Genomic DNA, 23,413 nt, shown 5'->3' on the forward strand with positions numbered 1-23,413 from the left:
CATGCACGATCAGGGGGCTACATACTATTGATGCGACGCAGTACCGTCCGTCCTGTTCTGCAGGGCGGCCCTGGCATCCGGTGTCAGGCGCAGGGTCAGCCGCTCCACCGAGAAGGCAAGCCGTGCGCCAGTGCTGTTGGATGTGAACTTGATATGGATGCCGTTGTTGTTTTCCATCACGGCGCCACCCTTGCCCGCACCCATCGTGGCCTCGCCCTGGACGGACCAGTACGTGCCTTCAACATCCTGCACCCGATAGAGATTATAGACGGTACCCGTGGCCTGGGTGGTGGAAAAGCCGATGGCGGCCCCGGAACCGCCGTGGATTCGGAAGGGGTAGTCATGCCCTTCGAACGACAGGACCCCTTTCCCCCACGAGACACCCGCCCCCAGATCGGCGGCGGACAGCCTGAAGCTTATGGTTGCCGTGTGTTCGCCCAGCGCGTCCACCGCGTGGGCCTGGGTTATGGAACCGATACCGGACAGGGAGACGACAGCCGCCGCAACGGCCAGAGATGCTAGGCGCAAAAGCAGACTCCATGACTTGCGGCGAACACCGTCGCCCCGGGTCCTTCACATGGCTGACATGTTTTCATGTCACGGCCCCAACACTGCCGCACAAGGCGCCTCCATGCAAATTATATCATGGATATAATAGGCGCCCGGAGCACTGCGGGGCCAGCACTTCAGGGCCGGGCGTCTGGCGTCAGGCGTTCCAGCTGCGCGCGGGCCTCCCCATTGGGCAGGGCCGCCGTATGCAGGTTGACATAGACCTGACCGTTCTGCAGGGCCTGCGCCTGTTCGGACGACAGGACAAGCGCACCGTGCTGGCCGGATTTGTACGGGCCGCCAATGGGGACCAGCACGCCCGCTTCCTCACCCGCCGGGGCGGGGCCATGGAAATGGGCCGCCGTGACCGGGCCGCTCAGGCCGCTCCAGGTCAACGTGTAGCGGACCAGGTTCGTCTTTGTATTCAGCGCGGCCTCGACCTTTCCCTCGGGGTGGGACGTCGTGCCGTGCTCCGCCGCGAAATGGCCTTCAAAGCGGTAGACCGCCGCCATGGCGGGCGAGGCGGTTACGATACCCGCCACCACAAGGGCGGTAACACCGGGGAAACGGATCATGTCAACCTCCACCGCAGGGTCATCCCTGCATGCAATATGTTGCTGTGTGCCTGCTGCTGCCTGGCTTCCGGCCTCAACGTCCGACAGATGCATGAAGCCATGGGGGGCGGCAACACAAATGATTGCGGGTCCGCACACAGGCTGGCCCCGCACGGCGCGATCATATATCCAGCGGGCGCGGGCGTTCCAGCCAGCCCATGTCTGGACCCAGCCAGACGGAAACGCGGCGGTAGCACCCGCCATGGCGCGGCCAGAGCATGCGCGACCACAGCATGCTGGCCAGATGGCATAACCCTGCCGGGACCGTACGGTTCATCCTGTATCCGCCTGCGCGCACGCCCCTTACCAGGGATGTGCATCCGATATGAAACGCCCGGCATCCGTAATCATGCCAATGGCGAAATAACACGCCGCGACTCCCAGCAGCATGAACAGGCAGGACAGGATGATGCGCATCCATGCCATGTGCCACTGCCACGCCCGTGCCGCAAGGGGCGGCCACTAGCCCACGCCCGTCCCGCCGGAGGCGGCACAGACCTGCCCGGTAACATGGCCGGCTTCCGACGCGGCCAGCAGGACATAGACCGGCGCCCGCTCCGCCAGCTGGCCCGCGCGGCCCATCGGGCCCCCGCCGCCGAAATCGTGGATGCTGTCGGCCATCTGGCCACCGCCGACCTGCGGCGCCCCGCGACCGCTCAGGCGGGAAGAAGAAGGCGTGCCGTCATCGGGCATGATGGGGTCTCCTGATCATCTACACGGCAGAACCGTTTTCATGCCCGCCGGTTGCATGCGGGCGTCGTCCGCCACCGCCACGCTGCCATGCATGTCTGGAGATTATTTCAAAACAACGCCCTGCTGAAAAAGTAATGGCAGGTTTCCGGGTGACGCCTTTTTTCAACAGGGCGACCAGCTTCAAAGCTTTAAAAAAAGCATCACCAGAAACATCTTTGCGACTTGCAGGCCGCCTTAAAGGGCGGCGATGCCGGTGATCTCGACCTTCCAGCGTGGATCGGCCAGACGGGCCTCCACCGTGGCACGGGCCGGTTTGCAGGCAGGGTCCAGCCAGGCATCCCACGCACGGTTCATCGCGGCCATATCATTCATGTCGCTCAGGAAAATCTGGACCGACAGCAGGCGTGCGCTGCTGGTCCCCGCTTCGGCCAGCAGGGTATCGATCTGGCGCAGGATATCGGCGGTCTGGCCTTCGGCATCCAGTTCCGGGTCATCGGCCACCTGTCCGGCCAGGTAGACAACACCGTTATGCACAACGGCACCGGCCAGACGGTCCTCGGGCTGCAGGCGTCTGATTGTCATGTTCTATCCATTCCTTATGCTGCTTGCGTATGCGCCCGGACTGGTAGCGGACCGGACGGTACATGAAAACGGTGCGTCGTATCGAAAAAACGCGCATGCGCCACCAGTTCACGCGCCAGTATTTCCAGATACGCGGCGCACCATCCCATCTCCAGCCGGGTTGACAGGTTGGCTTCACGCCCCGCCTGCGCGCGCGCCTGCGCCAGTACCGTGGCAGCCATGCGGGCCAGCGTCACAGGCGGCTGGCCGCGCCACGCGGCAAAGGCGGCCAGCAGGTCCCCCACTGCCCGGTGCAGGGCGGGGGGCAGGGTGCGGCGGGCCAGCAGGCGGCGCAGGCGGATCAGGTCCAGCCCCACGGTCATGGTGGCCAGCACACCGTCCAGATAGGCATTGGTCTGCGCATCGGACAGGGGGGCATGACGGACCAGACGTGCGAAACGGGCCGTAAGCGTTGTGACCCATGCGGCCGTATCCGGGATGGTGGGCGCACGGGCAATGCGGCGCAGGTCGGCCACCATCTGGCGGCGCATGTGCCAGCGTTCCGCATCCGGGTCGAAAGGCAGCACAAGACGGAACACCAGCACGCTGCACCAGATGCCCAGCACGACCGCGCTGTTGGTATTGAAAAAGGTCAGTTCATCCAGCCGCGACTGGTTGCCCGGATAGACCATGAAGGGCAGGAAGTTGTTGTAGGGCGCTGCCGTGCCCACCGTTCGCCCGTCGCGCAGCGCAAGGCCGCCCACCATCATGGGCACGAACAGCGAGAGCACCAGCGTCTCCCACACCGCCTGCCCCGGCAGCACCACAAAGGTCAGGAACGCCGCCACCACAACCGCCCACACCGCCCCACGCAGAAAGCCCAGACTGTCCCGCAGCGGGTTTTCATTGGCGGCAAAGCGGCTGCATGTCACCACCACGAACATGGCGAACGTGGCGCCATCGGGCCAGCCGGTGCATTCCCACACCAGCCCGCCCGCCAGCACGGCACCCGCCGAGCGCAGGCCGTTATGCCATGCATCCGTCCGGTCACGCCATGCCGGGGTGGAAAAACGGAAATGGTCGTGCGCCCCCGTTCCCTGCGTTGCCGCCAGATGGGCCAGTGCCGCGTCCAGCCGGGCCAGCAGCACACCAAGCGAGGCATTGAGGACATACCCGTCCAGATGGCGCTGGGTGGCCGCGCCGCCCTGCGGGTCCGGCATGGACTCGGCAATGATGTCATTGACCAGCTGCTGGCGGCATTCCGCCCCTATGGCGCGGATGCGGCCACGCAGGGCGGGAATGCGCGCCACGGGGTCGGGCGCACTCATGTCCGCCCGCACACGGCGGGCCAGCCCCTGCGCCATGGCCAGCGGGGCGGCAAAGGCAGGGGGGAGTGCCGTCTCGTGCATGCGGGCGACCAGCCCCAGACCGCGCGACATCACGACCGCCACACTGGCAAGGGCCGCCCGGGCATGGTCGCCCGCATGGGTGCGGTGGCGCATCTCCACCTCGCTGAACTCGATCTGGTCGGACACGGAAAACACCGAACCCAGCAGGGCGCGCGAGCGCAGGAAACCCGCCTCCTGCCCCGCCAGCATGCCCTCCAGCGCCTGCCCGGCCTGGGCAATGGCGGCGGCGACCCTGCGCCCGATCTCGCGCCGGGCCACATCGGCCAGACGGGGCGCGAAAATCGACGCCAGCCCGCTTTCACACAGGATTCCAAGAAAAATATAGGTCGAACGCGACAGCGCGATCGCAAAGACATCCTGCGGCGCATTGGCCGCGTTCAGGGCAATCAGGCCGCTGGTAAAGGCCATGAGTACCAGCGCATAGGAATGGAAATTGCGCAGGAAGGTCGCAAGGCCGCAGCACACCCCCACCCACGCCGCCAGCACGGGAAACAGCAGCCACGATGCCTGTGGCAGGGCGGCGATCAGCCCCACCCCCACCACCGCGCCCCCAAGGGTGCCCAGCAGCCGCCACCGTGCCTTGGACAGGCTCTGCCCGCGTGAATTCTGTGCCACGATCCATGTGGTCATCGGCGCCCACTGGGGGTCGTCCATTTCCATCCATAGCGCCAGGACAAGGGCCAGCAGGGCGGCGATGGTCGTGCGCACGGCAAAGCCGAGATCCACCGCGCGCGGGGCGTACAGCCAGCGGAAACGGGCCAGCAGTCCCGTCATCACGCCCCCGTCCCTACGGCACGGGCGGGAGGGTGTGCAATATTACGTGATCTTGCCATCGGTCCCGAATGGCAAGAATGGCGTCATAAATCCATCTGTTATAACATAAATAGTTTTTCATGACCCGACCCGCCGGCATGACCGGCAGGCTGGCACCCGAACCCGGCCTGGGAAGCCAGGAAAATCCCCGGGAAACCCTTTCCCAGAAAAGGCCAGGCCCGGAAGCCTTAATCCGTCAGCGGATGGGGCCAGTACCCCGTTAACGGTGACGGAACATTTCATACAGGGCGACCGCGGCCGCGTTGGATACATTCAGGCTTTCCATCCGGCTGCTCATGGCCAGGCCCGCAATTTCATCACAATGCTCACGCGTCAGCCGCCGCAGGCCCGCCCCTTCGGCCCCCAGCACCAGCGCCACGCGGCGCTGGTGGAAGGCCGCACCATCCAGCACACCCCCACCCGCGTCCAGCCCCACAACCCACAGGCCACGGGACTTGAGCGCATCCAGCACGCGGGAGAGATTGACCACGCGGATCAGCGGCACGATTTCCAGCGCGCCCGAGGCCGCACGGGCCAGGGTTCCCGTTTCCTCGGGGGCGTTGCGGTCCTGCATCACCACCGCCACGGCCCCGAACGCCGCGGCCGAACGCAGGATGGCCCCAATGTTACGCGGGTCGGTTACCTGATCCAGCACCAGTACCGGACCCGGCTGTTCCAGTACCGTATCCAGATCCGGCTGGGCCAGCACATCCACTAAAAGCGCCATGCCCTGATGCACGGCATCGGGGCCGCACAGCGTATCCAGCGCCGCGCGTTCGGTGCGCACGGGCTGGATGGGAAAGCCGCCTTCCAGCCGGGAGGCCAGCGTTTCCTGCGCCTCGGCCGTGACCAGAAGCTGGCGCAGTTTCCGCGCCGGGTTTTCAAGTGCCGCCTGTACCGCGTGCTGGCCATACAGCCAGCATGTGCCACGCGGTGCGGAAACGGCACCACGCCCCCCCCGACCACCCCGGTCAGGCGCGGAACGGTGGGAAGACGGGGCCTGATGGCCCACAGGCTGGCCGCCACGGCGGCGGGAGGGTCGCATGTTCATGATCGTTCTTTAAGCCCAAGCGCAGCCTGCGTCATGCCCCCAAACCGGGGATGGGCAAAGTTTTTCATGCAAGGTTATTGACACCCCCCCCCTCTACCCCTTAATTACCGCGCCAACATGGAGGGATGCCCGAGTGGCTAAAGGGGGCGGACTGTAAATCCGCTGGTGTACGCCTACGTTGGTTCGAATCCAACTCCCTCCACCATTCTCCTTTACCTATCGATAACATGCTGTATCAGAGCGCTGGTTTTCCGGCGCTTTCTGTGTTTTTCCTGTCCCTCTTTGCATCACGCCGCACCCGCAAACAGCGGGGAAGGGAAAAATCCGCCTGCCGACCGGTTGCGGATGGTGGAACCCGACAGAATCTGTAGACGGACATGAACGGACCATGATGACCACAGGTCATCATGAAAGGTATAATCTATTATCAGGAATCATTTTCAAGTAATACGCATGGACTGGATATTTCTTTCCTGCACCCTTCTCCGGATGGGTCATTTGTGGTTATCTATATTCTAGATCGTAGTAATTCGCGGCCTGGAAACCACGATGCGGTTTTTTATTCTGTCGTCCATCATTTGCTTAGTGTCTGACCGAAAATGAGTTGAGTGATTTCAGTGGATTATGATTCATGGGTTTGCGATAACCTGATGAGATCAAGATGGCCTGGACTGAAATCACCCGCGCGCAGTATCGCCGGGACGACCTGGAGTATGCAAGCGACCTTCGCGATGCGGAGTGGGCGCTGATTGCGCCTTTGATGCCCGAGAAGAAACGACTGGGGAGACCACGACGTACGGATTTGCGCCGGGTCATGACGGCGGGTATGCCGGCGAGAAGTTGCGTGGTGCGCTGGCTGAACTCGGCCGATGGACGATCGAGATCGTCAAGCGTAGCGATCGGGCCGAAGGCTTCGTCGTCCTGCCCAAACGCTGGATCGTGGAGCGCAGCTTTGCATGGCTCGGACGCTGCCGTCGCCTCACGAAGGATGTCGAGGCAACAATCTCTTCATCCCACGCGTGGTTGATGATTGCCCATATCCGCAGAGTTCTGCGAAAAATCAATCAAACCGCTTTCTGATTCAGGCTCTTAGAGAAATATGAAAAAGAACCGGATTTTCAGCAGACTTGCCGCCCTGTTTGGACAGAAGAACGGCGAACAATACGCATCGATCGTCCATATGTCCCAGAATTTTCGCGCGATGGAACTCAATATCAAGGCGTTTGGCTACGATCTTGCCCACCGGCTGGCAGCCGACCTGCCGCACCGGGAAAACCTGCGGCCACAGCAGGTCGGGCTTGAAAGCAAACTTGCCACCCAGAGTGATATCGAAAGCGACTGGCTGGCCTACTGGTGTCAGGAAATCCGGTGCGCCGTTCTCTACCACCGGAAAATCTGGGAAGATGCCTTCATCCTCCAGGCCCTTTATGAAGCCGGATGCATGCGCCCCGGTGCCACCGGACTTGGCTTCGGCTGTGGGGAGGAACCGATCCCCAGCCTGCTGGCGCGCCATGGCGTGAAGGTTACGGCCACGGACCTTGATCCGGAACGCTCCAGCAAGAAAGGCTGGATCAGAAGCGGGGAACATGCCGGGTCACTGGACAAGGTATTCAAGCCCGACATCATTGACCGGGAAACGTTTGACCGGCTGGTCGAACACCGCTTTGTCGACATGAATGCCATCCCGCCCGATATCCGGGGATATGATTTCTGCTGGTCGATGTGTGCGCTGGAGCATCTTGGCAACCTGCAGAAAGGACTGGATTTTGTTGAAAACGCGCTTGCATGCATCAGGCCCGGTGGCGTGGCCGTGCATACAACGGAGTTCAATCTGGATGATGATCTGCCCACCATAGAAAGCGGCTATACCGTCCTGTACCAGAAAAAGCACATGGAAGCACTGGCCAGACGGCTGGCGGCACAGGGGCATGTGGTCAGGCCATTCAACTTTGACCCCGGCAATGGCCCGATGGACAATTTTATCGATATTCCGCCATGGCAGCCACAGCAGCCCAGTGGAATGGTGGAACCCGCACTGCCCGATGTACGTCACCTCAAGATATGCAAGACCGGGCATCGGGTTACATGCATTGGTATTATCATTACCAAGGGTGGCACGACCTGAGGGGATGCCGCGGATCTCCCTCCATCCGTTTCAAGATCGTGTGAGACAGTATCCATTCCATTAATATTATGGAAACGCTTCGGAATATCAGACGCTATACCTGCCTGTCCCCCACTGACCGGAAAGGCGTGAAATGCCCAGGTTCGCTGTTTTCCTGGCCTTCGGGTGCCTGTCTGCCCTCACCATGCCAGCCCGGGCCCAGCAGGTTGCATCCGGCCATCGTGATATCCTGCTTCAGGCCACCCGTTCATGGAACGGCAAAGCCTATGACCATTATCCGGCCACGGCACCGGAACTGACCATGATCCGCCTGACCATTCCCGCCCATACCGCCCTGCCATGGCATACCCACCCGGTGCCGAACGCGGGCTATGTACTGGAAGGGCAGCTGACCATTCATGATCAGGCCAGCGGCAGGACGGAAACTTTTCACCAAGGTGAGGCGTTTGCCGAGTCCGTCAATGCCATCCACCGCGGCGAAACGGGCGATACCCCGACCGTGGTGCTGCTGACCTATGCCGGGACCCCGGGGACCCCGACCTCTGTTCCGGCCAAGGGCGAAAAGCCGGAATACTGACAGGAAACACCCCAGTCACAGCCAGAAAAAAGAAAGGGGGCATCCTGGAACCGGCAGTCAATGCATGCGGGATTGATGTAAAATGCCGTAGGGTTCATGGCCACAAAGCTGCCGCATTATTGTCAAGAATTCCGTAAGGATTCTTTTTGACCGACAGATACTGCCAATCATGCCCCCTGACCCTGTTCCGTCCCAATTCAGACCGGACAGTATATTGTGAAAGATGCAACCATGCCGGACATCACACGGATTGCTTCCTCCCTTCTGGAGAAACTGCCGCTGGCCGTCATGATGGCGGATGTTTCCGGACAGGTCATCTACGCCAACGCATGCGCCAGCCGGCTGACCGGCTACGACCCTGCCGGCAGGGAAGAAAAATGGCTTGGTCGCCTGTTCCCCGAGCCGATGCGCCCAACTGGCCCCCCCGCCGCGTGGGATGCCCACATCGCCCCACCGGGGGCGGCCTGCGGCGCCACGCGCAACGGCAGCAGCGCCACCCTGCGCCGCAGGGACGGGCTGGGCCTGCCCGTGCGCCTGTGGCGGGAAGGCGTGGACTGGGATGGCGTACCGTATGAACTGATCACGTTCCAGGACCGGACGGAGGAAGAACAGGCGCGTGAGGACGGGGCCATCAGCGCCCTGATCATGCAGGCGACCGACCGGGGCATTCTGGTACTTGACCCGCAATACCGGATTACCCATGCCAACAGGGCGGTGGCCAGCCTGCTGGGCATGACGGTGGACGCCCTGCGCCATGCCCCCTTCGGCACGCTGCTGTCCGGCGCAGAAAGCGATATCGGGACCCTGCGCCAGTTCCGCAGGCAGCTTTCCCTCCGCACGGGTTTCGAGCTGGACGTGCACACCCGTGGCCCGCAGGGCACGGATCTGTGGCTGCGCTGCGCGGTTACCCCGCATTTTGGTGATGATGGCGCCCTGGCGGACATTATCGTCATCCTGCACGACATTACCCATGACCGGCAGCTGCGTGACCTGCAGCGCGATGTGGTGGAAGCGCTGACGGACCAGTTCTCGCTGCGCGAGATGTTGGATTTCATGTGCCGCCGTATCGAACTGATCGCACCGGACTGCATGGCGGTGGTCATGCTCAGCACCGGCGCCATCCTGCATGCAGGTGGCCATGGCGCCCTGCCCATGCCTGTCCTGCAGGCGTTCGAGGGGCTGGAAGCCAGCACGGCGGGAGGTGCGTGCGGCACCGCCATCGCCACGGCGGAAGAAGTGGTCATTCCCGATTTCAGTCAGGAAACCCGCTGGGCCGCCCTGCGCGATGTTGCGGCACAGCAGGGACTGGCGGCGGAATGGGCGGTGCCCATCATCCTGCGCAATGGTGATGTGGCGGGCAGTTTCTCGCTGTATTTCCGCACGCCCGGCCAGCCGGACCGCTGGCACCGGCGCATTGTCAATGCCTGCGTACATCTGGCCATGCTGGCGGTGGAGCAGCAGCGCAGCCGCGAATCCATCATCCGCCTGTCCTATGCCGACCGGCTGACCAGCCTGCCCAACCGCGCATGGCTCCACCGCCGCATGGCCGAACTTGCCACGCGGCCGCCTGTCGTGCCCCTGAGCGTGCTGATCATCGACCTGGACCGCTTCCGCAAGATCGTGCAGGCGCTGGGGCAAGGCCGCGCGGACCAGCTTCTGCTGGAACTCGCCGACCGCCTGCGCCACGGCATTGTCGGACGCGATGTGCTGATCCGCACCGAAGGCGATGAATTCGTGGTGCTGACCGAAGAAAGCAGTGCCGACATCACCCTGCTGGCCGAACGGATCATCCATAATCTGGAGGAACCCTTCAGCGTGGACGGAATTCCCGTCAGCCTGTCCGGCAGCATCGGCATCAGCACCCCTGATGACGGACAGGATATGGAAGAACGCCTGCGCCAGGCCTATACCGCCCTGGCACAGGCCAAGAAGGCGGGACGGTGCTGCTACCGTTTCTTCCATCCTTCCATGAACCGGCAGGCGGATGACCATGTCATCCTGGCCTCCGCCCTGCGCGAGGCCATTGCCGATAACAGGCTGACCCTTGTCTACCAGCCCCAGGTCGACCTGCGCACGGGCGCCCTGCATGGGGTGGAAGCCCTTTCGCGCTGGAACGACCCGGTACTGGGCATGGTCTCGCCGGGGCGCTTCATTCCCGTGGCGGAGGAAACCGGCCAGATCCGCGAACTGGGCATATGGTCGCTGCGGGTGGCCTGTGAACAGATGGCGGACTGGATCGCGCGCGGCATCAAGGTGCCCACGGTCTCGGTCAACCTGTCCGCCATCCAGTTCCAGGACCCCGAACTGGTGGCCCAGCTTGGTGCCATCCTGCACCAGACCGGCGTACCGCCGGAGCGGCTGATCGTGGAACTGACCGAAACGGCGATGATCGAGAACTTCGACCAGACCGTGGCGACTGCCACCGCCATACGCAACCTGGGCATTGGCCTGTCGATGGATGACTTTGGCACCGGCTATTCCAGCCTGTCCAACCTGGCCGGCCTGCCGATAAGCGAGGTCAAGATCGACCGCAGCTTCATGAACGGCTTTGGCAGCACCGGCAACGTACGGCAGGTGGTGACCGCCATCATCCGCATCGGCCACACGCTGGGCATGACCGTCATCGCCGAAGGGGTGGAGGAAGCCGAGCAGTGCAACCAGTTGCGCGCAATCGGCTGTGACGTGATCCAGGGCTATTATTTCGGTCGCCCGATGGATACGGCCGCACTGGATACCTGGATCAGTGAACGCAGGGTGGAACCCGTGCCCGTGGCCTGACGGCCCATCTGGAACCGTTCATTGATGAAAACAGGTCCCCGGTCTCGCCTTCCCCGGGCTGGCGATACGTCCTGAAGCCTACTGGCCGGGCTTTTCAGGCGGCTCCCCCGAACGCCACACGCCATCATGCGTGCCCTTCCCCATGGACCGGGCACAGGCCAGACAGCCGGCGACCCGCATGATGGGGTACGACCGTGTTATGGATACCTCCACACGGGCAGGCCCACAGGGCAGGGCTGTGTGGTCCCCCCTGGAAAAACACATCGCGGATTTACTTCATTCCATTACGCGGATGTCGATTTATATTTCTGAAATAAAAAATTCATAATCCATGATTTCATTTCCATGCCTGTGTGGCAGGACCGCACCATCATAAAAGCTTCACATGAAATCATGTCAATGGTTCATTACATGATGCCCTGCTTTTTATATTGCGGGAAAATATCTGTGGCACCGAAAATACTGAATAACGGCCGTATCGCCCTTGGCCTGTTCTGTTCCATTCTGGCGCTCTCCACGGCACATGCGCAGACCATCCAGCCCTATACGAAAGACCGCGCACCCGACCGGGCATCGGCCAAGGCCACAAAAGCAGCCGTCAGGGGCGTGCAGGCTTCGTCCGCCAATGTGGAACAGATCATGGCTACGGCCAAGCGCTCGCGCTCCGAACAGAGCGTCAACCATACCCAGCTGCAGCGCCTGCTGCCCGGTATCAACCCGCTCAAGGCGCTGGAAATCCTGCCCGGCGTCGTGTTCGAAAATGCCGACCCGTGGGGCAATAACGAACAGAATTCATCGCTCTACATCCATGGTTTCAACCAGAACCAGCTTGGTTTTACCCTTGATGGCGTCCCGCTGGGGGATCAGTCATACGGCAATTATAACGGGCTGTCCCCACAGCGTGCGGCGCTGAGTGAAAATATCGGTTCCGCTTCGGTTGCCACCGGGTCGGGCGCGCTTGGAACGGCTTCGACCAGCAATCTTGGCGGCTCGCTTGAATTCACCACCCAGGACCCGCTGCACCACGCGGGGGGCCAGCTGTCCCAGACATTTGGCAGCTGGTCGACGTTCCGCACCTTTGCCCGCGTGGATACCGGGGATTTCGGCAACGGCAATTCCGCCTATTTCTCATGGGCGCGGCAGGATGCGCGGGCGTGGGACTTTGCCGGGCATCAGGGCGGCAATCAGGTCAACGCCAAATTCGTGCATCAGGGTTCGAAGGACAAGATCACGGCCTTTTTCGACTGGTCGGACAAGGTGGAACCCAACGAGGACGGCATTGTCGAACCCGCAGGCGGCAGCCTGTATGTCCGCCCGTTCCTGTACCCCAATCTGAGCGAGGCCGTTAATTACTACAATTCGGCAGCCTACAAGAACGCAGGTCTCAATTACCGCAATTATTATTCCGATGCGCAGCGTGAGGATTTCCTGGCCTATGTAAAATGGTCGCACACATTCAATTCCCACCTGCGCTGGGACAACCAGATCTATTACCATCACGACCTGGGTGAGGGCGTGGTGGCGGGACCGATCTCGGCGGCCGGGCTGCCGACACTGTTCAGCGCCTATTTCCCCAATGATTCCGCCTCCCAGCTTTCCGATGTATTCGGCGGTTCGGGCATGGCCACCCGCACGACGGAATACTGGGACAATCGCGGTGGCATCATGTCCACCCTGCATTACGATGTCGGCCACCACCATATTGAACTGGGCGGCTGGTACGAGCGCAACAACAATACACAGGCCCGCCGCTGGTACGCATTTGACATCAATGACCCGACAACACCCTATGATCGCCAGTCCAATCCCCTGATCCACCAGTACACCAATTATTTCTATACCAATACCTGGACCACCCACCTGCAGGACAGCTGGCAGATCACCAAGAATTTCAACCTGAACGCAGGCTTCAAGTCCGAACTGGTCTATACGGACGGCACCCTGCCGGTAGCCGGGCTTCCGGGTTCGCTGTCGCCTTCCACGGCCCAGACCATTCCGGGCGGCCGGATCGCAACGGTCAGGCCGTTCCTGCCCGCGTTTGGCGCGCTGTGGAACATCACACCGCATGAACAGTGGTTTGCCAATATCCAGGAAAACATGCGCTCGTTCCAGGATACGGGCTACGGCAATGCCAGCCCGTGGGGCATGACCAGCCAGTCGGCATTCGAACTGTTCAAGAAGGAAGGCAAACCGGAAACGGCATGGACCTATGAGACGGGTTTCCGGACCAACCGCCACCTCAGGGCTGGTCCGCTGACCAATATCAGCGGGCAGATCGAATATTACCACGTCCACTTTTCAAACCGGCTTCTGGCGGTCTCGTCCACGCCCACCATTGCCTCGATCGTGGGCAGTGCGACGGTCCTGACCAATGTCGGCTCGGTTTCCACCGATGGCATGGACTTTTCCTTTACCGCCCAGTTCGGGCCGCATTTTTCGTTCTACAACGCCCTGTCCTATAACAAGTCGGTCTATAACGATAATTACATGAGCGGCACCACCCTGGTCCCGACGGCCGGGAAGAATGTCGTGGGCATTCCCGACTGGACGGAAAAATTCGTGGCCTCCACCAACTGGGGCAACTTCTATGCGCAGTTCATCGGTGATGTCATCGGCAAGCGCTACACCACCTACACCAATGACCTTTCCGTCAAATCCTATGCGCTGTTCAGCATCAATGCCGGCTACACCATTCGTGGCATTCCGCATGTGCAGGGCCTGAAGGTGCAGGGCAACATCACCAACCTGACAGGCACCCGTGGCTGGTCTACACTCAGCACCACTTACGCCAGCGGGCAGTATTCCGCATACCCGATCGCCCCGCGCATGTTCTTCCTGACCGTGGGTGCAAGCTTTTAGGAACAGAGAAGGTTCATGCTGACACGCAGACAGGCCATAACGGGCACCATGACGGGCATGGGGCTGTTCCTTGCCCGCACCACCGTCCATGCCGCACCCGCGCTGGCGCCGGTGCCGCTGCTCATGGCGCACCGGGGGGCTTCCGCGCTGCGGCCCGAACACACGCTGGCGGCCTATGCCCGCGCCATCATGGACGGGGCCGACTATATCGAGCCTGACCTGGTGCCCACCCGCGACGGTGTGCTGGTCGCCCGCCATGAAAGCAACATCACCGCCACGACGGACGTGGCGGCGCATCCGGAGTTCGCGTCGCGCCGCCGCACCCTGAACATTGACGGCACACAGGAGACCGGCTGGTTCACCACCGATTTCACCCTGGCCGAACTCAAGACCCTGCGCGCGAAGGAACGCCTGCCCACGGTGCGCGCGCACAACACCCGTTATGACGGGCATTTCGATATCCTGACATTCGAGGAAGTCATTGATTTCGTCGCCGCCGAAGCCGCGGCCCGCGGGCGCGTGATCGGGCTGATCCCCGAGATCAAGAACTCCACCCATTTCCACAAGCTGGGCCACACGCCCGAAGACACGTTCCTGCGCGTGATCGCGGCGCATGAATACACCCGCACCTGCCCGCTTGAAGTCCAGTCCTTCGAGACCGCGAACCTGCGCCTGCTCCACGGCAGGGTGCAGGCCGTCAACCCGCAGGCCCGCCTGATGTTCCTGATGGGCGAGCGCACGCAGCCCGTACCCGACACGCTGGGTTCGCCCGATCCGCTCACCTTTGGCGATCTCATGACCGCGGATGGCCTGAAGCGCGTGCGGGACTATGCCGATGTGATCGGGCCATCCAATACGGACATCATCCCGCGTGATGCCGCCGGGGCCTGGCTTGAGCCGACGACACTGATCGATGACGCGCATCGTGCGGGGCTTCTGGTCCATTCCTATACCTTCCGGCCGGAAAACCGTTTCCTGCCCGCACAACTGCGTGACGCCAGTGGCGATGACGCCCGCAACCCGAAGGGCTCCATAGCCGAAATCCGTCGCATGCTGGACATGGGGCTGGACGGATTCTTTACCGATGACCCCGCCATCGGGCGCATGGCCCTGCGCGATTAGTACGGCCCGGCCGCCATGCCACATGATGGCAATGCGGCCCCCGCCCCCCGAAAAACGGGTGGGGGCCGCATGAAAACCGTGCCCGGCATGGAAAAAGGCGCCACCATGCAGTAACAGTCCTGCAGACCCCCGTAACGGGGGGAAGGCATGCTTCAGGGCAACAGGACATTGAATTACAGACACGGCTATCACGCGGGCAATTTTGCCGATGTGATGAAACACGTCATGCTTGTGGCGCTGCTGGACGCACTGCGCCGCAAGCCCTCGCCTTTCTCCGTTCTTGATACCCATGCGGGCATCGGGCTGTATGACCTTTCCGGCCCGCAGGCCCAGTCAACGGGGGAATGGCGTGAGGGCGTCGGCCGCCTGCTTGACCTGCCACCCGGCACCATCCTGCCGCCCTGCGTGCGGCAGTGGCTGGACATGGTGAAGGCGGTAATGGGGGAACAGGGTGGCAGGCCGTCCTATCCCGGCTCCCCCGCCATTGCCGCCCGCCTGCTGCGCCCCGGTGATACGCTGGCCTGCTGCGAACTCCACCCGCAGGACCAGCAGGACCTCCGGCGCCTGTTCCGCCACAACCCGGCTGTCAGCGTGCATGGCCGCGATGGCTATGAAGCCGTGACCGCCCTGCTGCCACCCCGGCAGGCACGGCGCGGGCTGGTACTGATGGACCCGCCCTTTGAACAGCCGGGGGAATTCGACCGGCTGGCGCAGGCCATCATCACGGCCCGGCGGCGCTTTGCCACCGGCATCGTGGCGGCGTGGTATCCCATCAAGCACCGCGCGCCCACGCGTGCCTTCCTCAACGCGCTGAAGGATGCGGGCCAGCGCAACCTGCTGGCCATCGAACTGACCCTGCGCCCGCCCCTTGACCCGGCACGGCTGAATGGCAGCGGGCTTCTGGTGGCCAACCCCCCCTTCCAGTTCGCGCAGACCGCCCGCGATGCCCTGACCAGCCTGTGCGGGTATCTGGGCGATGGCGAAGCCCAGGCCCATGTGGAATGGGTCGTGCCGGAATAGAACCGCAAAGCTCCCTGCGGGATCAGGCCGGTCCGCAACCGGATGGTCCCGTCCCCTTCCCCCTTTCAGGTGCCCTACCCATGTCATGCGCCCATATTGCCGTAATCGGCAGCACGAATATCGATTTTGTCATGCACGTCACCCGCTTCGCCCGGCCGGGGGAGACGATGCATGTGCATGCCTCCTCCACCGGGCTGGGGGGCAAGGGCGCCAACCAGGCCATGGCGGTGGCCCGGCTGGGGCAGGCGGTGGCGCTGGCGGGCTGGACCGGGCGCGACATGCTGGCCAGCATGGCCCGCACGACGCTGGAGGGCGCGGGCGTTGACACGCGCTGGCTGCTGGAGGATGCGGCCACGGGCACCGGCCGGGCCTTCATCACCATCAACAGGGCGGGCGAGAACCAGATCCTGGTGGATGGGGGCGCGAACATGGCCCATACGGACACCTCCCTCCCCCTGCTGCTGCCCGCGCTGGATGGTGCCGGCATGGTCATGCTGCAGATGGAGATGGACCCCACGCTCATGATCGCGGTGGCGCGGCATGCGCGGGCACACGCCATACCGGTCATGCTTGACCCCGCCCCGGTGCCCGCAGGGGGACTGCCGGACGAACTGTGCAGGCTGGCCGACATCCTGACCCCCAACGAGCGTGAGACCGCGGCCCTGACCGGCATCGAACCCAAGGACGAGACAACCGCCCTGGCCGCCGCGCGCATCCTGCACGAACGCGGCGTAAGCACCGCCATCATCAAGCTGGGGCACAGGGGCGTGGTCTATTCCGCCCCCGGCGCGCAGGGGTTCATCCCGCCCTTCAGGGTTCATGCCATTGATACGGTCGCGGCCGGTGACTGCTTCAACGCGGGGCTTGCCACGGCCATGGTGACGGGGCACCCGCCGGCTCAGGCCGTGCGTGTCGCGGCGGCGTGCGGCGCGCTGGCCACCACGCGGGCCGGTGCCGCACAGGCGGCTCCCACCATGGCGGACGTCACGGCCCTTATGGCGGCCCAGCCTGCCGCATGACCTTGCATGCCTGTCCGCAAGCGCTATAGTCCGGCCCGGAAAGACAGCGGTCCCGTGCGAACGGGCGAGAAAGGGAATGCCGTAAGCCCCGGCAGGGTGGACCCGCACCCGGGGGCACAGTCGGCAACTGTACCCGCAACTGTAGGCGGAGAGTGCTCCATCCATTGCGGCAGCCGCCGCGACCACTGGCCCCGGCCGGGAAGGGGGAGGGAGTATCATGACCCGCAAGTCAGGAGACCTGCCGTTGTCCCTTACGATATCGCCGGGCGGGCCTGACCGGAGATGGATGGACACCCATGCTCCGGATTACCTGAAATCCCGTCATCCTGTAGCTGCGGCGGCCCCCCTGCGGGACCGCTTCCTTCCTGGCCCGCCATAGGCCAGGCCCATCCTGACGGGATGTTCCCCTGCCATGAAAATACCTGATCCCCCGCCACCGCGGTGGACGGCCCTGTCACGCCTCCTTTTCCTGTCCTGCATGCTGATCGGGCCATGCGGGGCCACCACAGCCCACGCGCAGGTCCCGCGCACCCAGATTGCCGATGACCGCGCCCGCTTGGGCAATTCCACCCCGCTGATCCAGCAGATCGATCCGGCCACCGTGCGGGATTCCGAACGCGCGCAGGCCGATGCGCAGGCCCCCCCCAGCGCAGACGCGCTGGACACAAGCGGCAGCCTGCTGGGCAACATGGGGGGTGCGCGCCCCTGGCTTTACAGGCATGGCATAAGCTTCGACCTGCAGGATGTGAATGAACTGTGGGGCAATGCCACCGGCGGCAGTGCCTCGGCCAGCGATGGCGCGGGGGGCGCCGGCACCGGTCCCGCCTATGATGGCGTGACCATGCCCACGCTGACCATTGATACCGAAAAGCTGTTCGGGCTGAAGGGCGGGCTGTTCAATGTCAGCGCGCTGCAGACGCGCGGGCGTTCGATCTCGCAGGACCATCTGGCCGATTTCAACCCCGTAAGCGGGTTCGAGGCCGACCGCTCCACCCGCCTGTTCGAACTGTGGTACCAGCACTCCTTCCTGGGCGGGAAGCTGGACGTGAAGATCGGCCAGCAGGACCTTGATACCGAATTCCTGATCAGCGATTACGGGGCGCTCTACCTCAACGCCAATTTCGGCTGGCCCATGGGGCCATCACTCAACCTGTATGCCGGCGGCCCGTCATGGCCACTTGCCTCCCCCGCCGTGCGGGTCCGCTACCGCCCGGACGAGACATTCACCTTCATGTTCGCCGCGGCCGACGACAACCCCCCGGGCAACAGCAGCAATTCCTTCGTCATCCAGAATGGCGGCAACCGGGCCGATCCCACCAGCCAGACCACCAATGACGGCAGCGGCACGCAGTTCAACATGGGCACCGGCGCGCTGCTGATCACCGAACTGCAATATGCGCTCAACCCCCAGCCCGCCGACATGGGCAGCGCGACCAGAAATCCCGGCCTGCCGGGTGTGTACAAGCTGGGGGGATATTACGATACCGCCCGCTTCCCCGATTACCGCTACAACATGCAGGGCCGCCCGCTGGGCACCTATGGCGGCATGCCACGACAGGACCGGGGCAACTGGCTGCTCTACGGCATCATCGACCAGATGATCTGGCGGCCTTCGCTTGCCTCGCCGCGCTCGCTGGGCGTGTTCGCGCGCGCCACCGGCAACAGCGGTGACCGCAACATGATCAGCTTTGCCATCGATGCGGGGCTGAACCTGAAGGCACCATTCAGGGGGCGCAACAATGATACCATAGGCCTGGGCTGGGGCATCGGGCGCGCCAGTTCCGGCCTGCGGGAATACGACCGCACCAGTGGCGCCCTGCTGCAGGGCAGCGAGAACCACCTGGAACTGACCTATCAGGCACAGGTCACGCCATGGATGGTGATGCAGCCCGACTTCCAGTATGTCTGGCATCCTTCGGGTCGGGTGGCGGACTGGAGCGGCTTGCGCCGCGTGGGGAATGAAGTGGTCTGCGGGCTGCATGCCAGCCTGACTTTCTGACGTCACGGGCGGGCCTGGATGAAGGGGCAAGAGAAGACAAAAGCACAGACCCGGATTGAAAATTTATATTGTTGTAGGGCCTTGCCCCCTCCTGTACCCCAGACGGTACGGGCATGGAAAACCGCCATGTGCCACATCATGAAAAAGGATAAGAGCGTTGCGCCGTCTTGTAGCTTTATGTCTTCCGCTTGGTATGGCCGCCTGCGCGCAGCACACGCCCCGCCCCATGGTGAATTACTGCCAGCAGCCTGCCGTGGCCTCCGCCGTTGTGGCAATTGCCAACCAGGGCACGCCCGGCACGTCCCCGGCCATGCGGTTCGAGGACGGCACGATAAAAAGCGCCGTCTATAACGACCACATGCAGGTCATGTCATGCCATGGCACCCTGGTACGGCAGGACGGCACCCGGCAGGACGGCGTGGCCGTGGCCCGCCTGCCCCACATGCGTACGGGCTGGAAGGAAATATGGAATACCACCGCCGCCAGCCACCAGTGGATTTCCGATGCCGACATTAGCCGCAACAGGCAGGAACGCTACGCCACCTATTACGATCACACGCCACAGGCGTGCAAACCCTACGCGCATGACCTGTTCTTCGGCGCGCCAAGGTCGGACAAGGACACCCAGCACCTGCGCGAGACGCTGTATGACTGCCTGGCCGAACATGACGTAAAGCCGATACGGCCCGTATCGGGCGTGGACCATACCTACAGCCCGTTTGGCATGAATTTCTACATTCCCTACTACACGAATGTCAGCCCGGACGATAACGGCCCCTTCCTGTACTGAACGGGGCAGAACCCCACACCATGGCCATCCTGCCCATCATCCGCTTCCCGCATGCCTGCCTGCAGCAGGCGGCGGCCCCGGTTGACGCCACCAGCGCCCGGACCACAGAACTGGCGCGTGACCTGCTGGAGACCATGCATGCCGCACCGGGCATAGGGATCACGGCATGCCATGTGGGCATGCTGCTGCGGCTGGTGGTGATCGACCTGCCCGGTGGCAATGGCCCGCAGGCCCGTGCCAACCCCGAAATCATCTGGCAGGACACCGCAACCGCCACGGCGGAAGAAGGCAGCGTGTCCATGCCCGGCATCCATGCCCCCGTGACCCGCCCCGCGCGCGTGCGGGTGCGCTACACCGGGCTGGATGGCCTGATGGTGGAAGAAGAAGCCGAAGGACTGCTGGCAGCCTGCCTGCAGCATGAGATTGACCAGATCAACGGCATTTTCTGGACACGCCGCCTCTCGCCACTGCGGCGCGACCGGGCCATGAAACGCTACAGCCGCCAGACGCGCCTGAACGGAGCGGGTCCCGACGTATCGTAAGGCAGCCAGAAGGCGTTACGGGCATCCGGATAACACCCAGTCGTCATAAGAACGTTTTTGGTGAAGCTTTTTTCAAAAAGCTTCACCAAAAACTTTTATTCCCGGGGCTTGCCCTGACGCAGGGTTGCCCCGGTATCCAGCCGGGCAAGATAGGCATGGATGGCATCGATATCCGTATCGCTCAGTACTGCGGGGGGAAATCCTTCCATCCGCGCGCCATCCCAGTGCCGGACCGCACGCGGGTTGCGCACCAGAGCATGGAAACCGGCCGGGGTCAGATAGCGCACGGCATTGACCGGTTGCCCCAGATCAGGTCCCTTGTCCCCCATCCCATTTCCATTAAGCCTGTGGCAGGGCATGCAGTTACTCAGGAACAGGGCCTGCCCCCGCCATGCGGGATCGCTCCGGGGCACTGCCGCAGGCAGCCCCAGTCCGGGCCAGCGGGCCACGGGCGCGGTCTCCCCCTGTACCGAAACCAGCCGGTCAACCCACTGTTCCTGCCCGATACGCCCCGCATTCGCGCCCACCCAGACCAACACGAACGGCCCGAGGTCCTCGCCCTGTGGTGAACGCCATGGCCGGGCCGGATCTTCGATGGCGATCCATGGCCGCACGCCGTAGTCTGCGGCCGTGGTGAGCGTACTCACGGGCAGTTCCGCCACAAAACCGTCCGATGCCCCCAGACGCAGCGCATCCGGCATTGCACCGGAACCCATCACGGCGGCAAGCGGCACGGCGTCAACCTGCGGGCCTATATGTTCAGGGTCCACCGCCAGCGTGACTGTCCGCCGCTGTGCCAGGGCCAGCAGGGCCGCGCGGGTATAGCTTTGTCCATTGGCCTGTCCCTGCGCCATGACAGCCAGTGCGGGTTCCGGCGTGGCAGCGGCCGTCACCACGGGATACGCCCCGACCATCAGCGTGGCAAGACAGGCCATTACCAGTCCTGACGGGCGCCGTGCCCGTGAACCTGACAGGCGCGATGAAAAGGCAACGCATGCCGCCAGCCTGTACCGGACGGTCATCCATCCGGCCGGATGCTCCGGGTCCGTCATGCCGGGGGCAGGGCAGTCCACCATTCACGATTCCTTGATGTCATGAACCATGACCATATTGGAATCATTGCGCGTTCACAACATCAGGCCAAAGGACCAAGGTCCGGGGGCGCGCTGCCTTCATCAGGGCAGAAGGAACCTTGCGGCCCTGCTGGGCGGAACACCGATACCGGGTTCCCCACCTGTCGGGACCGCTGACGACACTCCCTAATCCACCCTGCCGTCATCCAGCATGTAGCCGCTGGAGCGCACGGTGCGGATCAGGTCGACACCGCCGCCTGCGTTCAGCGCCAGACGCAGCCGGCGGATATGCACGTCCACCGTGCGTTCTTCCACATGGATACGGTCATCCCATGCGGCGGCCAGTATTTCCGCGCGGGAAAACACCCGGCGCGGGTTACGCAGCAGGTGCAGCAGGATCCGGTATTCGGTAGGGCCAAGGGCAATGGCGCTACCGCCGCGCGTGACCCGCCGGCCACCATGGTCCACCGTTATGTCGGCAAAGCCCAGTACATCGTCATTCTGCTCCGCCGCCGCCGTGGCCCCCCGCCCGGCACACCGGCGCATGACCGCGCGCACGCGCGCATGCAGCACATCCATCCCGCAGGGCTTGACCAGATAGTCATCCGCCCCGGTATCCAGCGCGTGGATGGAATCACGTTCCTCCCCGCGTGCGGTCAGCATGATGACCGGCAGGTAGCGCGTGGCCGTGGCCATGCGCAGCCTGCGGCACAGGTCCACCCCGGACAGGCCCGGCATCATCCAGTCCAGCAGCACGAGGTCGGGCTTCCATTCCGTGACCTCACGCAGGGCATCCAGCCCGTTATCCACGGGCATGACGGCATGGCCCGCCGCTTCAAGATTGTAGGACAGCATGACGGACAGGGCGGCATCATCCTCGGCCACAAGGATGCGGAGCGGCCGGTCAACCTGTGGGTTCACGGCGCCTAGCTCCCCTGCCCCGAAAAGCTGCCGCGCGGGCGCACCACCGGCAGGATCTCGCCGGTTGCGGTATAATACACGCGTTCGGCAATATTGGTGGCGTGGTCACCAATGCGTTCCAGGTTCTTGGCAATGAACAGCAGGTGGGTGCATGCGCCGATGTTGCGCGGGTCTTCCATCATATAGGTGACCAGTTCACGGAACATGGCGTTGTAAAGCTCATCCACCGCCGTATCGGACTGCCAGACCTCACGCGCAAGGTCGGGGTTGCGCTGGCTGAGCGCATCGATCGCGCGGCGCAGGTTGTCCTGCACCAGCCGCCCCATGCCGCGCAGGCCACTGAGCGACACGCGTGAGTTCACCAGCTCCACACGCAGGGAACGCCGGGCGATGGAGGCCGCGCAATCCCCGATGCGCTCCATGTCCCCCGTGATCTTGAGGGCCGAGACGACCTCGCGCAGGTCTCCCGCCACGGGTGAGCGCAGGGCGAGGATGCGGATGACCATCGCCTCCACATCGCGCTCCAGCGTATCGACCTGCGGGTCGAGGTCGGAGGCAATGCCGGCGGCATTTTCATCCATATCGGCAATGGCAGCGACAGCCTGCGAGGTCTGCCGTTCCACCAGCCCGCCCATGCGCGCCATCATGGAGCGCAGCTGCTCGAGTTCCTGCTCGTAACTGCTTACGATATGTGCCGATTCCTGTCCCACCCGCAAACCTTTCCACCTGTCCGTACATTTATACGGGATATGCCCGATATCAGGGCTTACGATACGCCACGTGAGTATACTATATCGGTCCCGCATTTGTTCAAGGCGATGTCATACCCGCCAGCGCTGGCACATAATAATGAAATAAAAAGATTTTTGCAGGAACGCCCGTGCCGCATGCCCGCTTT

General features: G+C 63.3%; 21 protein-coding genes, 1 tRNA gene, 1 pseudogene and 1 riboswitch. Of the genes and pseudogenes, 12 read left to right on the forward strand and 11 right to left on the reverse strand.

Annotated elements, in window-relative coordinates; genetic code table 11:
- Window positions 1-24: 24 nt before the first annotated feature.
- From GWK63_RS13730 to rlmB, 8 genes are all read right to left on the reverse strand, one after another.
- The gene (locus tag GWK63_RS13730) at window positions 25-528 is read right to left on the reverse strand and encodes a hypothetical protein (RefSeq protein ID WP_007397514.1); all 504 of its coding nucleotides are present in this window, start codon (window positions 526-528) and stop codon (window positions 25-27) included.
- 158 nt (window positions 529-686) lie between these two features.
- Window positions 687-1,124: a CHRD domain-containing protein gene (locus GWK63_RS13735; RefSeq protein ID WP_034931742.1), complete on the reverse strand. Its 438-nt coding sequence runs from the start codon at window positions 1,122-1,124 to the stop codon at window positions 687-689.
- A 160-nt stretch (window positions 1,125-1,284) separates the two neighbouring features.
- On the reverse strand, window positions 1,285-1,440 hold the full coding sequence (locus GWK63_RS13740) for a hypothetical protein (protein ID WP_157771992.1): 156 nt from the start codon (window positions 1,438-1,440) through the stop codon (window positions 1,285-1,287).
- 26 nt (window positions 1,441-1,466) lie between these two features.
- Window positions 1,467-1,589, reverse strand: coding sequence for a hypothetical protein (locus GWK63_RS17430; protein ID WP_007397511.1), 123 nt, complete (start codon window positions 1,587-1,589; stop codon window positions 1,467-1,469).
- A gap of 36 nt (window positions 1,590-1,625) precedes the next feature.
- A complete protein-coding gene (locus tag GWK63_RS13745; protein WP_039998582.1) occupies window positions 1,626-1,856 on the reverse strand; it encodes a hypothetical protein in 231 nt (76 codons plus the stop codon).
- A gap of 234 nt (window positions 1,857-2,090) precedes the next feature.
- Complete coding sequence (locus GWK63_RS13750; RefSeq protein WP_007397508.1) at window positions 2,091-2,438, reverse strand: RidA family protein; 348 nt, start codon at window positions 2,436-2,438, stop codon at window positions 2,091-2,093.
- Between the two features lie 14 nt (window positions 2,439-2,452).
- Window positions 2,453-4,600 (reverse strand): FUSC family protein, encoded by a 2,148-nt coding sequence (locus GWK63_RS13755; RefSeq protein WP_039998581.1) that lies wholly within the window; start codon window positions 4,598-4,600, stop codon window positions 2,453-2,455.
- Window positions 4,601-4,859: 259 nt separating this feature from the next.
- Window positions 4,860-5,690 carry a 23S rRNA (guanosine(2251)-2'-O)-methyltransferase RlmB gene (gene rlmB / locus GWK63_RS13760; protein ID WP_039998580.1) on the reverse strand — a complete coding sequence of 277 codons (831 nt, stop codon included), beginning with the start codon at window positions 5,688-5,690 and terminating at the stop codon, window positions 4,860-4,862.
- A gap of 119 nt (window positions 5,691-5,809) precedes the next feature.
- On the opposite strand from rlmB, the gene GWK63_RS13765 reads away from it, so the two are divergent.
- The 12 genes and pseudogenes from GWK63_RS13765 to GWK63_RS13820 all read left to right on the forward strand — a co-directional run bounded on the left by GWK63_RS13765 (window position 5,810) and on the right by GWK63_RS13820 (window position 20,521).
- Window positions 5,810-5,895 (forward strand) — tRNA-Tyr (locus GWK63_RS13765).
- Between the two features lie 611 nt (window positions 5,896-6,506).
- Window positions 6,507-6,770: pseudogene (locus GWK63_RS17540) on the forward strand (transposase); the annotation flags it as partial.
- 100 nt (window positions 6,771-6,870) lie between these two features.
- Window positions 6,871-7,815: an SAM-dependent methyltransferase gene (locus tag GWK63_RS13775; protein ID WP_139064272.1), complete on the forward strand. Its 945-nt coding sequence runs from the start codon at window positions 6,871-6,873 to the stop codon at window positions 7,813-7,815.
- A 133-nt stretch (window positions 7,816-7,948) separates the two neighbouring features.
- Window positions 7,949-8,392, forward strand: coding sequence for a cupin domain-containing protein (locus GWK63_RS13780; protein WP_007397500.1), 444 nt, complete (start codon window positions 7,949-7,951; stop codon window positions 8,390-8,392).
- A gap of 231 nt (window positions 8,393-8,623) precedes the next feature.
- Entirely contained in the window at window positions 8,624-11,170 is a 2,547-nt protein-coding gene (locus GWK63_RS13785) for an EAL domain-containing protein (RefSeq protein WP_039998579.1), read from the forward strand.
- A gap of 414 nt (window positions 11,171-11,584) precedes the next feature.
- Window positions 11,585-14,029 carry a TonB-dependent receptor gene (locus tag GWK63_RS13790; protein ID WP_085948972.1) on the forward strand — a complete coding sequence of 815 codons (2,445 nt, stop codon included), beginning with the start codon at window positions 11,585-11,587 and terminating at the stop codon, window positions 14,027-14,029.
- A 15-nt stretch (window positions 14,030-14,044) separates the two neighbouring features.
- The gene (locus tag GWK63_RS13795; RefSeq protein WP_007397495.1) at window positions 14,045-15,151 is read left to right on the forward strand and encodes a glycerophosphodiester phosphodiesterase family protein; all 1,107 of its coding nucleotides are present in this window, start codon (window positions 14,045-14,047) and stop codon (window positions 15,149-15,151) included.
- A 168-nt stretch (window positions 15,152-15,319) separates the two neighbouring features.
- Entirely contained in the window at window positions 15,320-16,171 is an 852-nt protein-coding gene (locus tag GWK63_RS13800; protein ID WP_039998619.1) for a 23S rRNA (adenine(2030)-N(6))-methyltransferase RlmJ, read from the forward strand.
- 80 nt (window positions 16,172-16,251) lie between these two features.
- On the forward strand, window positions 16,252-17,190 hold the full coding sequence (locus tag GWK63_RS13805) for a ribokinase (protein WP_007397493.1): 939 nt from the start codon (window positions 16,252-16,254) through the stop codon (window positions 17,188-17,190).
- Window positions 17,191-17,220: 30 nt separating this feature from the next.
- Window positions 17,221-17,450: riboswitch (cobalamin riboswitch) on the forward strand.
- A gap of 152 nt (window positions 17,451-17,602) precedes the next feature.
- Window positions 17,603-19,189, forward strand: a complete 1,587-nt coding sequence (locus GWK63_RS13810; RefSeq protein WP_007397491.1) for a carbohydrate porin — start codon at window positions 17,603-17,605, stop codon at window positions 19,187-19,189.
- Between the two features lie 157 nt (window positions 19,190-19,346).
- Entirely contained in the window at window positions 19,347-19,979 is a 633-nt protein-coding gene (locus GWK63_RS13815; protein ID WP_223846551.1) for a hypothetical protein, read from the forward strand.
- A 20-nt stretch (window positions 19,980-19,999) separates the two neighbouring features.
- Window positions 20,000-20,521 (forward strand): peptide deformylase, encoded by a 522-nt coding sequence (locus GWK63_RS13820; RefSeq protein WP_007397489.1) that lies wholly within the window; start codon window positions 20,000-20,002, stop codon window positions 20,519-20,521.
- A 95-nt stretch (window positions 20,522-20,616) separates the two neighbouring features.
- Here the strand turns inward: GWK63_RS13820 and GWK63_RS13825 are convergent, their stop codons facing one another.
- The 3 genes from GWK63_RS13825 to phoU all read right to left on the reverse strand — a co-directional run bounded on the left by GWK63_RS13825 (window position 20,617) and on the right by phoU (window position 23,225).
- Window positions 20,617-21,597 (reverse strand): cytochrome c, encoded by a 981-nt coding sequence (locus tag GWK63_RS13825; RefSeq protein WP_223846552.1) that lies wholly within the window; start codon window positions 21,595-21,597, stop codon window positions 20,617-20,619.
- Window positions 21,598-21,780: 183 nt separating this feature from the next.
- Window positions 21,781-22,515 carry a response regulator gene (locus GWK63_RS13830; protein WP_007397485.1) on the reverse strand — a complete coding sequence of 245 codons (735 nt, stop codon included), beginning with the start codon at window positions 22,513-22,515 and terminating at the stop codon, window positions 21,781-21,783.
- 5 nt (window positions 22,516-22,520) lie between these two features.
- The gene (phoU, locus tag GWK63_RS13835; protein WP_007397484.1) at window positions 22,521-23,225 is read right to left on the reverse strand and encodes a phosphate signaling complex protein PhoU; all 705 of its coding nucleotides are present in this window, start codon (window positions 23,223-23,225) and stop codon (window positions 22,521-22,523) included.
- Window positions 23,226-23,413 lie beyond the last annotated feature (188 nt).

It is taken from the genome of Komagataeibacter rhaeticus, from assembly GCF_011611525.1.
Lineage (GTDB): Bacteria > Pseudomonadota > Alphaproteobacteria > Acetobacterales > Acetobacteraceae > Komagataeibacter > Komagataeibacter rhaeticus.